The 14,119-nt window shown below is 68.0% G+C and carries 13 protein-coding genes; 8 read left to right on the top strand and 5 right to left on the bottom strand.

Features of this window, described 5'->3' with window-relative positions; genetic code table 11:
• The first annotated feature begins 30 nt into the window (after positions 1–30).
• From ACIG5A_RS21775 to ACIG5A_RS21755, 5 genes are all read left to right on the top strand, one after another.
• Complete coding sequence (locus ACIG5A_RS21775; protein WP_397242691.1) at positions 31–327, top strand: hypothetical protein; 297 nt, start codon at positions 31–33, stop codon at positions 325–327.
• 88 nt (positions 328–415) lie between these two features.
• Positions 416–1,474 carry an alpha/beta fold hydrolase gene (locus ACIG5A_RS21770; RefSeq protein WP_397242689.1) on the top strand — a complete coding sequence of 353 codons (1,059 nt, stop codon included), beginning with the start codon at positions 416–418 and terminating at the stop codon, positions 1,472–1,474.
• Positions 1,475–1,484: 10 nt separating this feature from the next.
• Positions 1,485–2,324 (top strand): alpha/beta fold hydrolase, encoded by an 840-nt coding sequence (locus ACIG5A_RS21765; protein WP_397242687.1) that lies wholly within the window; start codon positions 1,485–1,487, stop codon positions 2,322–2,324.
• Positions 2,325–2,376: 52 nt separating this feature from the next.
• Positions 2,377–3,354: a UDP-glucose 4-epimerase GalE gene (galE, locus tag ACIG5A_RS21760; protein WP_397242685.1), complete on the top strand. Its 978-nt coding sequence runs from the start codon at positions 2,377–2,379 to the stop codon at positions 3,352–3,354.
• Positions 3,351–3,530: a hypothetical protein gene (locus ACIG5A_RS21755; protein WP_397242683.1), complete on the top strand. Its 180-nt coding sequence runs from the start codon at positions 3,351–3,353 to the stop codon at positions 3,528–3,530. The genes galE and ACIG5A_RS21755 overlap by 4 nt, the downstream gene beginning before the upstream one ends.
• A 316-nt stretch (positions 3,531–3,846) precedes the next feature.
• Here the strand turns inward: ACIG5A_RS21755 and ACIG5A_RS21750 are convergent, their stop codons facing one another.
• From ACIG5A_RS21750 to ACIG5A_RS21735, 4 genes are all read right to left on the bottom strand, one after another.
• Entirely contained in the window at positions 3,847–5,106 is a 1,260-nt protein-coding gene (locus ACIG5A_RS21750; protein WP_397242681.1) for a CHAT domain-containing protein, read from the bottom strand.
• Between the two features lie 70 nt (positions 5,107–5,176).
• On the bottom strand, positions 5,177–6,886 hold the full coding sequence (locus tag ACIG5A_RS21745; protein WP_397242679.1) for a tetratricopeptide repeat protein: 1,710 nt from the start codon (positions 6,884–6,886) through the stop codon (positions 5,177–5,179).
• A gap of 213 nt (positions 6,887–7,099) precedes the next feature.
• Positions 7,100–8,125, bottom strand: coding sequence for a hypothetical protein (locus ACIG5A_RS21740; protein WP_397242677.1), 1,026 nt, complete (start codon positions 8,123–8,125; stop codon positions 7,100–7,102).
• The gene (locus tag ACIG5A_RS21735) at positions 8,125–9,513 is read right to left on the bottom strand and encodes a hypothetical protein (protein ID WP_397243950.1); all 1,389 of its coding nucleotides are present in this window, start codon (positions 9,511–9,513) and stop codon (positions 8,125–8,127) included. The genes ACIG5A_RS21740 and ACIG5A_RS21735 overlap by 1 nt, the downstream gene beginning before the upstream one ends.
• 146 nt (positions 9,514–9,659) lie before the next feature.
• Here ACIG5A_RS21735 and ACIG5A_RS21730 point away from each other — a divergent pair, with 146 nt between their 5' ends.
• The 3 genes from ACIG5A_RS21730 to ACIG5A_RS21720 all read left to right on the top strand — a co-directional run bounded on the left by ACIG5A_RS21730 (position 9,660) and on the right by ACIG5A_RS21720 (position 13,378).
• Complete coding sequence (locus tag ACIG5A_RS21730) at positions 9,660–10,205, top strand: lipoprotein LpqH (protein WP_397242675.1); 546 nt, start codon at positions 9,660–9,662, stop codon at positions 10,203–10,205.
• Between the two features lie 127 nt (positions 10,206–10,332).
• Positions 10,333–11,136, top strand: coding sequence for a hypothetical protein (locus tag ACIG5A_RS21725; RefSeq protein ID WP_397242673.1), 804 nt, complete (start codon positions 10,333–10,335; stop codon positions 11,134–11,136).
• 172 nt (positions 11,137–11,308) lie between these two features.
• A complete protein-coding gene (locus ACIG5A_RS21720; RefSeq protein WP_397242671.1) occupies positions 11,309–13,378 on the top strand; it encodes a PhoX family protein in 2,070 nt (689 codons plus the stop codon).
• A 3-nt stretch (positions 13,379–13,381) separates the two neighbouring features.
• On the opposite strand, the gene ACIG5A_RS21715 is transcribed toward ACIG5A_RS21720, so the two are convergent.
• Complete coding sequence (locus ACIG5A_RS21715) at positions 13,382–14,110, bottom strand: glycoside hydrolase family 25 protein (protein ID WP_397242669.1); 729 nt, start codon at positions 14,108–14,110, stop codon at positions 13,382–13,384.
• Between the last annotated feature and the right edge of the window lie 9 nt (positions 14,111–14,119).

Genomic DNA, 14,119 nt, shown 5'->3' with positions numbered 1-14,119 from the left:
GTCCACCACCATGGAAAGAGGGAATGTCGAATGACCACAGCACATATCGAGCACACCGAGCACGACCACGCGCACGGACCGGGCTGCGGCCATGCCGAGGTGCCGCACGGTGATCACGTCGACTACGCCCACGACGGCCACCTGCACCGCGAACACGACGGCCACTACGACGAATGCGAGCCGTCCGGCCACACCGAACATCCCGAGCACATCCACGTGCACGGCGACGGCTGCGGGCACGAGGCCGTACCGCACGGCGATCACCTCGACTACCTGCACGACGGGCACCGGCACGCCGCGCACGACGGTCACTACGACGAGCACTGACAACACCGTCCCCAGGAATTGGGGACAAGCCCGCCGTCACGACATGCCTAGACTGGGAATCGCCAGAGCCCTACCGAGGAGGCTTGGGATGTCGTACCGGTGGCCGTTGGACCCCGCTGACCTGTTCGCGGAGCGGTATTCCCAGATGCGCAGAACCGGACTGCCCGAAGACGACGTGGACGCGTTGCGCGCCAAGGTCACCGAGATGTGGACCGACGAGGCGGGCGGCTGGGTGCACGAATGGTCGCTGCTTGCGGCGGGTTACGCGATGGCGGGGCGGCACGACCTGGCCGCGCTCGCCTACGGGTGGGCGAAGTTTCCGTGCCTCGCCGACGATGCGAAGCGGGCCGCGTTCGCCAACCAGATCGTCCAATACGAGCTGGCCGCAGCCGATTTCGGCGTCGAGTTCGACCGCGGCCTGCTGACGCTGCCGCACCGGGGTGGCACCACCGAGCTGCCGGTGCACCTGCTCTCCGCGCCCGGCCTGCCCGATGACGCCCCGGTGCTGCTCGCCAGCGGCGGCGTCGATACGTGGAAGATGGACCTGCACGGCATCTTCGGGTATTTCGCGCACCGGACCGGAATGCGGGTGCTCGCCTTCGATATCGCCGGCACCGGCGAATCCACGGTGCCGATGACGCCGGATGGCGGCGCCGACATCGTCGACGGCCTGATCGCGCACGCCCGCTCGATCGGCAACGGCACCGTCGCGCACCTCGGCATTTCGATGGGCGGCTACTACGCGGCCCGATCCGGGCTGGCCGGTGCGGTCGACGCCGCCATCGTGCTCGGCGGTCCGGTCGAGCACGCCTTCACCCGGCCGGGCGAGTCCCGCTTCGGTATGTCCGGAATCATCGGCAACGCACTGGGTTTCGATCATCCGCCGACGCCGGAGGAGCTGGCCGGACGGTGGCGCGAATTCTCGCTGCACTGTCTGCTCGACAAGGACGACAACGCCCCGATGCTTGTCGTCAACGGCGCCGACGACGTACACGTGCCGCAGCACGACACCGTCGTGTTCAACGGCCGCCGCGATACCGAGGTCGAGCTCATCGCGGGCGCGGGCCACTGCGCCACCGCGAAACTCGCCGAGATCCTGCCGAGAATGGTTATCTGGCTCACCGCGATCACCCGGACCGGCCTCTAGAGTCGACCGGGTGATCGAGGCAATCGAGATTCCGACCGCTGCGGGGACCTTCGACGCGCTGGCCTGCGGCGCACCGGGCGGGCGGGAAGTGCTACTGCTGCACGGGTTTCCGCAGAGTGCGCTGGAATGGGAGTTCCAGCTGACCGCGCTCGGCGGCGGCGGTTGCCACGTCGTCGCGCCGGATCAGCGCGGGTATTCCCCCGGCGTGCGGCCGGAGCCGGTCGCCGACTATCGGATCGAGGAGCTGATCGGCGATGTCGCCGCGATCGCCGATGCGCTCGGATGGCAGCGGTTCGACCTGGTCGGGCACGATTGGGGCGCCTACGTCGGCTGGGCGGCCGCCGCGGCGATGCCCGCGCGGATCCGCACGCTGACCGCGGTGTCGCTGCCGCATCCCGCCGCGTTCCTGCGTGCGATGACCGAGGACGAGGATCAGGCGCAGCGCTCGCAATATTTCACCCTGCTGCGCAAACCGCGGGTGGCCGAGCGGGTGCTGCTCGCCGACAGCGGCGCCGGTCTGCGCAAGATCTTCGACTGGAAGATCGCCGAGGACCGCATCGACGACTACGTGCGGCGGCTCACCGAGCCGGAAGCGCTGACCGCGGCGCTGAACTGGTACCGGGCCATGCATCTGTCCGGGCCGACCGGCCCGGTGTCGGTGCCGACCCTCTATGTGTGGAGCACCGAGGACACCACCGTCGGTTCCACCGCGGCCATGGCCACCGAGCGGTACGTGACCGGGCCCTACCGGTTCGAAATGCTCGAGGAGGTGTCGCACTGGATTCCCGAGCAGGCGCCCGAGGAGCTGACCGGCCACCTCATGCGGCATCTGCTCGCCCACCGCACCTAGTATCTGCTGAGTTCATGCGCGTGCCCTGACCGACCTGATCGGAAGGATGACCATGAAGTTGCTCGTCACCGGCGGCGCCGGATTCGTCGGCGCCACCGTCACGAGGCTGCTGCTCGACGCGGGGCACGAGGTGGTGGTGCTCGACGATCTGTCCCGCAACGACGACAGGCAGATACCCGCCGACGCGACGTTCGTGCGATGCCGGGTGCAGGATGTGGCCGAGGTGCTCACGCCCGCAGCGGGATTCGACGCCGTACTGCATTTCGCCGGTTTGATCGCGGCGGGCGAGTCGATGGTGCATCCGGAGTGGCACTGGGACAACAACACCCGTGCCTCGCTGGCCCTGCTCGACGCCATGTGCGTTGCGGGAGTGCACAAGCTGGTGTTCTCCTCGACCGCCGCCGTCTACGGCGAACCGAGCGAACTGCCCCTGGTCGAGACCTCGGCGACCGACCCGGTCAACACCTACGGCGACACCAAACTGGCCATCGACCGCGCCATCGCGAGCTTCGCCAGGGCGGGCGGCCTCGGTGCCATCTCCCTGCGCTACTTCAACGTGGCGGGCGCGCACGACTGCGGTGACGGCACCATGATCGGCGAACGCCACCAGCCCGAAACCCACCTCATCCCGCTCGCCCTCGACGCCGCCGACGGCAAACGCGACACCTTCAGCCTCTTCGGCGACGACTACCCCACCGCCGACGGCACCTGCGTGCGCGACTACATCCACATCACCGACCTCGCCCGCGCCCACCTGCTCGCCCTGGACGCGATCGCGCTGGGCGAGCACCGCATCTACAACCTCGGCAACGGCATCGGCTTCTCGAATCTCCAAGTCATCCAAGCGATCCGCGACATCACCGGCCGTCCCCTCCCCATCGAAACCGCTCCCCGCCGCCCCGGCGACCCGGCCACCCTCTTCGCCTCCTCCGCCCGCGCCACCCGAGAACTCGGCTGGACCCCCGAACAACCCGACATCGCCGACATAGTCCGCGACGCCTGGCGCTTCCACCAACTCCAGCAACAGTGAGCGTTGATGATCCGGAGCCGCTCGAGGAAACCATCGCGGTCCTGTCCGACCCCGAGACCGTGGCCCGACTGGGCGCCTCCGACGCCGAGTTGGCACGTGGTGAATCGGTCACCGTCGACGAGTTGGCCAAGGCAATGGCGCACCGTAGTTCGTCGGGTAGCTCAGATCATCGGTAGTGGCTTGACCCACCGTGACCATTCGATCTGCGGCGTATACCCGTTCGCCTTCCACGCCGTATGAGCGAGGTCATTGTCGTCGAGAACCATAGCGTCGACGCGGGTTCCGCCGAACGGGCGAAGCGGTCCTCGGATCAGAGCGTCTGGGTCACGAGCGATCAGTGCTTCCATAGCGGCAGCCGTATCGGCGGGGCGGTGGGCGTCCTCGGCGGCGGTTTGCCAAAAGGTAAGGACAGCAGAGACATCACGGCCGGCCGCAGGACGGATAACAAACTCGGACACATCGCTGGCCTAGATCCTCTATAAGTGGCGCACCCTAGTCGTGGACGGTGGCGAAGGCCGCCCAGAGCAGGGGCGAGTGTTCGATCGAGCCGGTGGTGCGCCAGGCGGATAGGTGGGTGCGCTGCCAGGCGTTGAGGGTGTGCATCGGAGCCGGGTCTTCGTGGGCTGTGTCGATGGCGCAGATGGCGTCTTGCAGTGGGGTGGCTTCGGGTGGGGCGGCGGCTAGGCGGTGGAAGGCCAGGTCGGTGGGGAGGGGCCAGCGGGTGGCGGTTACCAGTTCGGCGCCGTTGTTGAGCATGGCGGCTACCAGGCCCAGTGCTTCGGTGAAGCGGAGGTCGCCGCCGCTTTCGCAGGCGATGAGGGCTACTCGGCTGGGGATGGGCCACAGGGCCTGGCCGGTAAGGGGGTTGGGGGTGAGGGTGTGAGTGCCGAGGAGTAGGTCCTTGGCGGAGAAGGGGCGGTGGGTGCGGGTGGGGGTGGCGAAGCCGAGGGTGTCGGCGGTGCAGGGGAGGTGGAGTTCGGCGGTTTCGCTTTGGCCGGATTCGGGTGGGGCGGCGGTGACGTGACCGACGTAGAGGAGGCGGCTTGCGCCTTTGTGCAGGGCGGTGCTCAGCCAGGTGCGGTCGATGTCGGTGCGGCGGAAGGCTTCTGCGGGTGCGGTGATCGCTGGACTGAGGCGGCCCTGTGCGGAGTATTCCGTGATGCGCTGGGCCAGTGGGGTGTTCGGGTCCATACGGCCGAGGATCGAGCCCAGCGGTGAGTCGGCGCGGTAGCCGGGGATGCGTGGATCGAGGATGGCGACGATCGGCTGATCGCGGGTCTCGTTCCAGGAGTTCGCTTTTCGATCGGGTGCGCCGACGATGCCCGCTGGGGCGAGTGCGCTGAGATCGGCGATGTCGAGCAGGCGGAATTCCGGGGAGGGGGCGAGTAGCTCCCAGGGGATTTGGGCGAGCCGGGGTGCGGGCTGGATTCGGATGTGCGGGCGGACCCCCTGCTGGAGGAGATCGCGAAGCTGGGTGGCCAGTTGCAGGTGCAAGAAGGTGCGGGAGAGGGTTCTGCCGAGTTCGTATTCCGTGGCCGGGGTGGCGAAAGGTCCCGCGGTCAGTGCGTGTTCGAGGCTGCCTGGGACCGAGGGGTCGGGCAGTGCGGTCTTCAGCTGCTGAAGGGCCTCGGCCACCTCGGCCTCGCGCGCGAAACTCACACCGGGAGCGGCGTCGTGGTGCAACCAGCGCCAGGAAATGTAGATATCGCCCGCGTCGGCCATGCGCACCAGGACCGTTGGCTGCTCGTTCATGCTGTGTCCTTTGTGGCGTGTGCGGGGCCCTGCGTGGTTGCGCTGCGCTGCCGCCTCCGGGCCTGACCGCTCATGCCAGCACCACTCGATCGGCGCGGACGGCGCGCCCGTATCGGGCCTCGGCGGCGGCGATGTAGTCGGCCAGGGCGATATGGCCGTCCGGCGCGACAGCCAGTCGCGGTGGTGGCGATACCGCGAGTCCCGCACCGATCGCGACCTCGGCGAGTGCGGAACCGAGGCGCAGGGCGGAGCCGAGTTGCAATGCGGCGGCGGGTTGCAGTGCGGAGCCGAGGGGCGATGTCGGGCCGAACTGCAGTGCTGGGCCGGATTGCGGTGCTGGGCCGGGTTGCGGTGCTGGGCCGGGTTGCGGTGCCGGGCCGGGTTGCGGTGCCGGGCCGAGGGGCGGTGCCGCGTCGGACTGATCCGGCGCAACCGGTCCGGGATCGAGGAATTCCAGGGGGAGGCGCTTCGATGCGACGCGCACCGATCGGTCGACCTGCAAGGTCGTGCCCGCGCACTGGGTGGCGATGAGGTCGTTGAGCAGGTCGACGTTGCCGGAGAGGTAGGCGAAGCGGAAGGCCAATCGCATGGCGGGGTCGGCGATCTCGCGGTTCCACTGGTCGCGCTGATGTCCGGTGGGCATGGTGTAGCGGACCGCGTCGATGGCCAGTGCCGAGGTCACCGCGAGCTGCGCTACGTGCGGAAGTAGTCCCGGGTCGACGTACTCCCACGAATCGAACAGTGCCTCCCACAGCGCGGCGTGCCAGAAATCGAGCTGGGCGCAATGCAATCCGAGGCCGAGCGAGGCGTAGGTGTCGTGCGCCTCGGCCAGCATGGCCTCGGCCTCGTTCAGATGGTCGGCCGTTTCCGTCTCGGCCGTCAGATGCCCGGTGGTGAAGATCAGTGACGCGAGGCGGGTCTGCACGTCGGCGGCGTCGACGATCGCACCGGACTCGCGGAAAAGGGTGAGGGCGCGGGTGTACAGCTCGCGTGCGCGCTCGTAGTCGTCGCGGCCGTCGGCGAGAAAGCCGAGCATCTTGAGCCCGATGCCGCAGCGATGCGCGAAGCCGCACCGCTCGAAATACTCCTGGCTCGCCAGCACATACGGCTCGGCTTCGTCGAGCCGGTTGCGCCGCAGCTGCATGATGCCCAGGTTCTGCTGCGTCTCGGCGACACCCTTCTCGTCGCCCGCCGATTCGAAGGCCGCCAGCGCTTGGCGCGCGAAATCCTCCGCCAGCTCGTGTCTACCGGTGTCGAAGTGGATGCCCGCCATGCTCATCAGCGGATGCCCGGCCAGCTGCGGCGCGAATCGCACTGCGACATCGAGTGATTCGGTGGCCAGCTCGAGCGCGTACGCCCAGTGCTGGCGGTGCATGGCGACGGAGGTGAGCGACAGCAGGCACGGCAGGCGCAGCTCGGTCTGATCCTCGCTGCCCGATAGCAGCGTTCGCGCCTGCTCCAGCGCGTCCTGGGCGCCGTCGAGATCGCCGAGGTGCTGCAGCGCCTGCGACAGGTTGATCAACGCGGAGGGCCGCTTCGCCGGTTCGTCCTCGGGCATCTCGGCCAGTGCCTGGCGGAACATGGCGACTGCCACGGCGTGCTCGCCGAGCTCGTCGTGCATATTCGCCGCATTGATCATGGCGCTGATCCGCAGGCCGCCCTCGGCGGTCCGGACGACGTCCTCGAAGATGCGCAGCGCCCCCGCGATATCGCCGCGACCGTAGGCCTCCGCGCCCGCGATGAGGATCGCGCGGCCGTCGTCGGGTGGTGTGTCGTTCATATCAACAATCCGAATTCCTAGCGGCCGGGGCGATTTCAGCAAGCAGTCTGTGGGTGACCCGGTCGGCGGTAGTGGTCCCGCGTGGTGATCTCGTGCTTGCCGGGCCGTCCGATCTACTGCGCGGGAGCCCGTTGTCCGGCGTGCCGGTGTTCGTGAGAATCCCGCATCCAAGTCTCGCGCTACGATTCCGGGCCGGTGGTGGATCGATATTCATCAGTAGTCCGAATCCGAGGCCGCCGCTGCGATTTCGGCGAGCAGGAGCGCGTCGACGTGGTCGATTGTTCCGGTCGCGCGCCGCAGTCGCGCGGTGGCCAGGTCTCGTACCTGCTGACGCAGCTGTGGGGCGTTCGGTGCGGAGGGTGCGGCCGGGCCGACTCCGGGGACGTAGATATCCACATTCGCAGTGGAGTCGGTGCTCGACGGTGGCGTGGCCTCGCCGATCCAGGTGTCACCGGTCAGCGTCAGCTCGGCCTCGGTACTACCGGTCGATGTGCCGATGATGGCCCGTGGGCGCAGAAGTGCCGGTAGGTCGAGCGCTGTGCCGAGTCCGGGTGCCGCGACAACGCCGACTCGGACGACCGTCGCGCCCGACTCGCGGGTGACCGTCCAGGTCACCGCGCGCTCGGAGGCGTCGAGCAGACCAGGCGGGCAGCGCCGCCAATCCCAGCCTCCCGTTCCACGGGACAGGATCAGCGCACCCGCCCGTGCACCCGGCCCGGCGGCGAGGGCGTAATCCTCCGCGCGGCCGAGGGATTCGGTGGTAGCCGGTTCGGTGGCGTGCATCGACGCGTCGGCCCCGTCGACGAGTGCTTCGCACTCCTCGGTCAGCTTCGCGATCTCCTCCGCGAGCAGCCCGGCGTCCAGCGGCGCGATCCCGTCGATGGTCGACGCGGGCCACCAGCGGGCCGCCCAGTGCGCGTAACCGAGCCGCCAGGCCGCGGACACCAGCTCCGGGCGAGATGGGTCGACCGCGAATTCCTCGTCCTCGCCGCCGACTTCGGCGATCACCAGCGCGATCCGCTCGCCGTACACCGCCCAGATCCACTCCTGAGCGAGGTCGAGATCGTCGATCACGGCCGCCGGAATCCGCTGTCCGGCAGGCAAACTCCAGGACAGATGCCCGCCGAGCACCTCGAGCACAGCGGTATCGATCGCGGGCGTACCGTCGAGCACGGTCGGTGCGCCGGGCGGGGCGATGACCACGAGTCCGTCGGCGTCGCGCCGGATGTAGACCGTCATCAGCTCGCCCTCGATTCCGGTTCGCGCACCGTCGCCGACACACTCAGCGCCTGTTTGACCCGCATGCGGTGGTCGAGGATGACGGAGCGGGCGACGCCGTCCAGCAGATCCCACAGCTCATCGGGCAGAGAGACGGACAGCTCGCGCACATCGCGGCCGTGGAGCCGGACCCACAGTCTGCGCAGATAAGGGCGCCAGGGGGTCCGCAGCTCGGCGGCGATGGCGGACAGTGGGCTCTCCGTTGGTGTGGCGTGTACCGCGAGCCGCCTGGCCTGCAGCACATACGCCTCGCGTCGCCATCTGTTGTTGACGACCTGGTGCGCGGTAGTTCCCCAGGGCTGCCGAGGGATCGACTCGGGCTCGCGCGGCGCTGCGCGCAGGTCTGCGTTCCTACCGCGCTCTCCATCGCCCGCGATCGGCATGGAAGGCACCTGCTCGGGAAACGGCGAGAGGCCGACGGCCAGTACCGCACCCGCTGTCGCCGCCACCCGCAGTGACTCGTCGAGCAGCGCCCACGGCGCGCAACCGCGGGCGATCTCGGTGGTGACGAGTTCCGGAATCGGCGGCAGCTCGGCGCGATCGCTCGACGCCTGCAATGCCGTGAACACCCGCTCGAAGATGGTGCGATCGAACGCTCTCCCCATATCCGCCTTCGAGGCCGACGCGCCGAGCTCGGGGCGCTGCGGCACGGGATGCGCGGTGAGCCCGAGTTCCCGTGCGGTGGGGTCGGATTCGTCGTGCCACAGGCCGATTCCGTAGTGCGTGCCCGCACGCTGATCGATCAGCGAGGTAAGGAGAACCGGCTTCGCGCCGTACTGCTGGAGCCGGGCGGCGGCGCAGGCGTCGAGCAACGCCGCGAACTGCCGCGATCGATCCTCGAAGGCGGTGTCCACCAGCGGTCGTCGCCGCCAGGCCACCTCGATCAGACCGGTGAGCTCGTCGGCGCGTGCCTGCTCGGCGACGTAGTCCTTCAGCGCCTGTGTCGTCCGCCCGGCCGCGTACCCGTGGATCTCGCGCAGCGCCTCCTCGGCGGTTCCGTTGTCCCGCAGCGCATCCGGCATGCCGGACAGGTGCGCGAGCTCGAAACACTTGCGGAAGTACAGATCCTGCGGATGCCCCTCGGTGATCCGCATCCCGCGCCGCACCTGCTTCAGCACGGTGAACCAGGCGGCCGTCGCGCGCAGCACGTCGGCGCTCGCGTGGATGCGCGCCGCGAGCAGCACCGCACCGTCGGCCGAAAGGAGCGGCCCGGCGCACGCGGGATGCTGCACCGGCCGGATCACCAGCGGATCGAGGATCAGTTTCACCGTGCGCCGCAGCGGTCCGCCCTGTGGCCCGCTGAGCGGTTCGACGCCGTCCAGCTCGCGCCACACCTCGTCGAGCACCATGGCGCGCGGTCGTCGCATATGAGCAGGTTAACCGACATCCGGGGCCGCGGGAGGGCCGAAAACCTGGGATCGGTAGGGCGCAAACCGTTCCTACGGTTTGCGTATCGGCTCCACCCGGGGGCCACCACAGAACACAGAGGACCATCATGAACACCACCCCGATCCGGGCCACCACCGTCGCCGTCGCGGCCGCCGCCGCGCTCGCCCTGTTCGTCACCGGTTGCAGTGACAACGCCAAAAGCGGCAGCGCACCGGCCACCTCCGCGGCGCCCGCCAGTCCGGCCGCACCGGCCGCCCCCGCGGGCAAGTCTGCCGCCTCGGTCGACGGCAAGGCCTTCGACGCGAAGTTCGACACCACCTGCGTCAAGCAGGGCGACACGCTCGCGCTGGCACTGACCGACCAGGCCAACTCGACCTACGGCACCCTTTCGGTGAGCGCCACCGTCACCGGCGCGGACACCGTGCAGGCCGTCGCCATCGCGGGCACCAAGGGCGGCGCGACCGGCCTGCCGTACGCGGTGGGTTACGGCAACGGCCAGCCCGGCGGCTCGGCCAAGCTGGTCAAGGACGGCAAGAACTACAAGGTCACCGGTGAAGGCGTGAGCGCGCCCGACCTGACCAACCCGCTCGCCGGTCCGACGACCGCGAAGTTCGACATCACCTTCGCCTGCTCGACCATCGTCGGCGGCTGACCGACCCGCCCCAACTTTCCGTCGGCCCGGCCGCGTCACTTCGAGGGGTGACCCGGCCGACCGGGGTCCAGGCACGCGCCGGGCCGACGGGATTTCGCAGCACCACATCGAATCATCAAGGAGCATCATGAAATCCGTTCTTCGCCGGGGCGCGGTGGCCTTCGCCGTCCTGGCCATCGGCTACTACGTCTGGCACGGCCTCACCTACGTCAGCAGCGATCCGTACACACCGGACGAGATCGGCTGGGTCGGCCCGCAGATGTCGCTGCCGATCATCGCGATCGTCCTCGTCTCGATCATCTTCCCGCTCACCGGCGACGGCATCATGCAGGCATTCACCGGCCACAACAGTTCCGAATTCCGCGGTGCGCCCGTCGGACTCGGCACCGTCAAATCGTTCGCGCAGACCGGGCTGACCATCAACGATCAGCCGCAGGTACGCATCGAATTCAGCGTCGAGGGCGCCGACGGCAAAACCTTCGACGCGCACGCGAAATTGATCGTGCCGCTGACCGAACTCGCGCTGCTGCACCCCGGCGTCGTGCTGCCGGTGCGCTATCTCCCCGATAAACCGGGCAAGGTCGAAGTCGACCTGTCCGACGACAACACCGCGGCACAGGAAGCCATGAACGAGGCCATGATTCGCAAGGGCTTCACCACCAGGGCCAAGCTCGATATCGCCGCACGCGGTATCACGGCGCGGGCGGTGGTGCGCTCGCTCGATGTCCCCGGCGAGATTCACGACGGGCACACGAGGGTCGACCTCGGCCTGGTGGTTACCCGGCCCGACGGCTCGACCTTCGCCGCCACCGTCGACAAGTTCCTGTCGCCGGGAAATATCGGCCAGGTCCAGGTGGGCCGGATCATTCAGGTCCACTATCTACCGGACAACGAACGGGAGATCGTGATCGCTCTCCCGGTCAATGCTTAGCCCCTGCAACGAATATCGCGTCCGATCACCTGATCGGGCGCGATAGTCAATTGCTTGCCATTAGCCACCATGCGGTGAGGGTCGCCTAATTGGCCGGTCGTTCATCTGGTTGTTTCCTCGGCATTGTCTACGGCGTTTACCGTGCGCGCGTCAGCTCGATCCAGGAGTAATCGTGAGCCCCAAGCCCCTCGCCCTCTTCGTCAAACGGGATGGCCTGCCCAAGCGGTCGGCACTCACCTGTCAGTACAAGTGCGGCAACGCCTGCTACCACGAGGCGCCGAACACCTCCGGCAATGAATATTTCGGCGATATGGTGCGCGCCGCATTGACCCGCCGCGGCATGCTGAAGGGTAGCGCGGGCGTGGTCGTCGCGGTCGGCGCGGCCGGTTTGCTCGCCGCGTGTGGCGACGACGCGAAGGCAACCGAGACGGCGGGCGGTTCGCTGATCGACGGTGTGCCGGTCGGCACCAATTTCACGCCGGTCGCGCCGAATTCCGATGACGCACTGGTTATCCCGCAGGGATACGAGCACAACGTGGTGATCCGCTGGGGCGACCCGCTGTTCGACGACGCACCGAAGTTCGACGCGGACAAGCAGACCCCGGCAGCGCAGGCCAAGCAGTTCGGCTTCAACAACGACTTCGCGGCGCTGCTGCCGATCGAGGGGCAGGCCAACAGCTATCTGCTGGTGGTCAATCACGAGTACACCACCGAACCGCAGATGTTCAAGGGCTACGACAAAGAGAACCCGTCCCTTGAGCACTACCAGACCGCGCTTGCGGCACACGGACTTTCGGTGGTCCAGGTCAAGGGCGAATCCGGATCGGGCAAGCTGACACCGCAATTCGGCAAGTACAACCGCCGCGTCACCGGCAGCACCGAGTTCGTCATCACCGGCCCCGCCGCGGGCAGCGAATTCCTGAAGACGAGCACCGACGCCGCGGGCACGAAGGTGCTCGGCACCTTGAACAACTGCTCGGGCGGTCTGACGCCGTGGGGCACAGTCCTTTCCGGTGAAGAGAACATCAATCAGTACTTCGCCAACGCCGACAAGGCGCCGGAGCAGGCCAAGGCCGGGCTCAAGCGCTACGGCTTCCCGACCGGTGCCTCGGAACGCAAGTGGGAGCGGCACGAGGCGCGCTTCGATCTGGAGAAGGAACCCAACGAGGCCAACAAGTTCGGCTGGGTCGTCGAGCTGAATCCGTGGGATCCGACGGCGGCACCGATCAAGCACACCGCGCTCGGCCGGTTCAAACATGAGGCCGCGACCATCCACGTGGCGAAGGACGGCACCGTGGTCGCCTACATGGGCGACGACGAACGCTTCGACTACATGTACAAATTCGTGTCGTCGCGCAAGGTGCAGTCCGGCACCGGTCAGTCGAGCATGCGGCACAACCTGACCATTCTCGATGCGGGCACGCTGTATGTCGCGAAGTTCAGCGGTGACCACCCGGACAAGATCGATGGCAACGGCACCGTGCCCTCCGACAAGGGTTTCACCGGTACCGGCCAATGGATTCCGCTGCTCGTCACCGGCGAGGACGGCAAGGGGACCTCGAAGGTCGACGGGTTCACCGCCGAGCAGGTCGCGGTGTTCACCCGGCTGGCCGCCGACAAGGTCGGCGCCACCAAGATGGACCGCCCCGAGGACTTCGAGGCGAGCCCCAAGTCCGGCAAGGTCTACGTCGCGCTGACCTACAACGAGCAGCGCGGCAAGGAGGGCAAGCCCGGCGTCGACGAGGCGAATCCGCGCAACATCAACAAGTTCGGGCAGGTGCTCGAGCTCGATGACGAGCACGCGGGCACCAAGTTCACCTGGAACGTGCTGATGCTCTGCGGTGATCCGAAGACGAGCGACACCTACTTCGCAGGCTTCGACAAGAACAAGATCAGCCCGATCGCCGCGCCGGACAACCTGGCCTTCGACGAGTACGGCAACCTGTGGATCTCGACCGACGCCTCACGAGCCAACAACGCCAACGATGGTTTGTTCTCCGTGGTGCTCGACGGGCCGCATCGCGGTGAGACCAAGCAGTTCTTGACTGTGCCGTTCGGCGCCGAGACCTGCGGCCCGATCATCACCGAGCAGCGGATCACCGTCTGCGTCCAGCATCCGGGTGAGCGCGACGACGCGACCGCGGAGAAGCCCGCCTCGCACTGGCCCGACGGTGGGGACAGCCTGCCGCGTCCCGCGGTGGTCTCGGTGTGGAAGAAGGGCGGCGGTCGCACCGGGGCGTAGCGGTCACATATTCGCGAAGCGCGCGAAATCGCCTTGGGCGCCGCTGTATACGTTCACATCGGTGCGCCCGTCGATGCCGGGAATGTCGCCGCGGTCGGTGGTCTGCCAGAAGGTCCAGGCGGGCCAGCCGCCCGGCACCTCGGGGTGTTCGTTGCCGCGGTAGTCGGCGATCCACAGTGGGTAGCGGGTGAATTCGGTGCTGTCGGCCATCGCGGTCTGCCAGAAACGCGGATAGGTGTAGACGATCGGCGTCCGGCCGGTGAGCGCGCGGACGGTGTTCAGATAGCGGTGCGTCCAGTCGATCAGCGCGCTGGGCGCCAGGCCGCCGGAGTTCTCCAGATCGAGCACCGGCGGCAGGTCCATCGGGCCGTTCTGGCCGAGCACCACCGCGGCGTACAGCGCGGCCTGCGGTTCGGGCGCCAGGTTCGGGCGCGCGTAGTGGTAGGTCCCGCGCGCCACGCCCGCGGTGCGCATCAGCACGCTGTCCTGGACGAAGTACGGGTTGACGTAGTTCGTGCCCTCGGTCGCCTTCACCATGGCGAAATCGTGGCCGGCTCGCTTGACCGAGAACCAGTCGATCATCCTGCCGTCGATGTGCTGCCAGGACGAGACGTCGGGACCGGTCGGGGTGGCCGCCGCGGTCGCCATCATGGTTGCCGTGAGGATGCCGGTTGCCAGGGATAGGGCCGCGCTTCGGCGCCGAATCGTCGCTCGCCCACTCCGTTTGTCCATGGGCTACGA

This window comes from Nocardia sp. NPDC052566 (genome assembly GCF_044547285.1).
Taxonomy (GTDB): Bacteria; Actinomycetota; Actinomycetes; order Mycobacteriales; family Mycobacteriaceae; genus Nocardia.
Note: the sequence above shows the minus strand (reverse complement) of the source record. Positions and strands in the feature narration are given on the sequence as shown.

Bases quoted from the DNA above. Each gene is read 5' to 3' on its own strand.
- ACIG5A_RS21735 (WP_397243950.1), bottom strand. From the start codon at position 9,513: ATGGTGCTCGACGAGGTGTGGCGCGAGCTGGACGGCGTCGAACCGCTC.
- ACIG5A_RS21730 (WP_397242675.1), top strand. From the start codon at position 9,660: ATGAACACCACCCCGATCCGGGCCACCACCGTCGCCGTCGCGGCCGCC.
- ACIG5A_RS21750 (WP_397242681.1), bottom strand. From the start codon at position 5,106: ATGAACGAGCAGCCAACGGTCCTGGTGCGCATGGCCGACGCGGGCGAT.
- ACIG5A_RS21740 (WP_397242677.1), bottom strand. From the start codon at position 8,125: ATGACGGTCTACATCCGGCGCGACGCCGACGGACTCGTGGTCATCGCC.
- ACIG5A_RS21775 (WP_397242691.1), top strand. From the start codon at position 31: ATGACCACAGCACATATCGAGCACACCGAGCACGACCACGCGCACGGA.
- ACIG5A_RS21770 (WP_397242689.1), top strand. From the start codon at position 416: ATGTCGTACCGGTGGCCGTTGGACCCCGCTGACCTGTTCGCGGAGCGG.
- galE (WP_397242685.1), top strand. From the start codon at position 2,377: ATGAAGTTGCTCGTCACCGGCGGCGCCGGATTCGTCGGCGCCACCGTC.
- ACIG5A_RS21745 (WP_397242679.1), bottom strand. From the start codon at position 6,886: ATGAACGACACACCACCCGACGACGGCCGCGCGATCCTCATCGCGGGC.
- ACIG5A_RS21715 (WP_397242669.1), bottom strand. From the start codon at position 14,110: ATGGACAAACGGAGTGGGCGAGCGACGATTCGGCGCCGAAGCGCGGCC.
- ACIG5A_RS21725 (WP_397242673.1), top strand. From the start codon at position 10,333: ATGAAATCCGTTCTTCGCCGGGGCGCGGTGGCCTTCGCCGTCCTGGCC.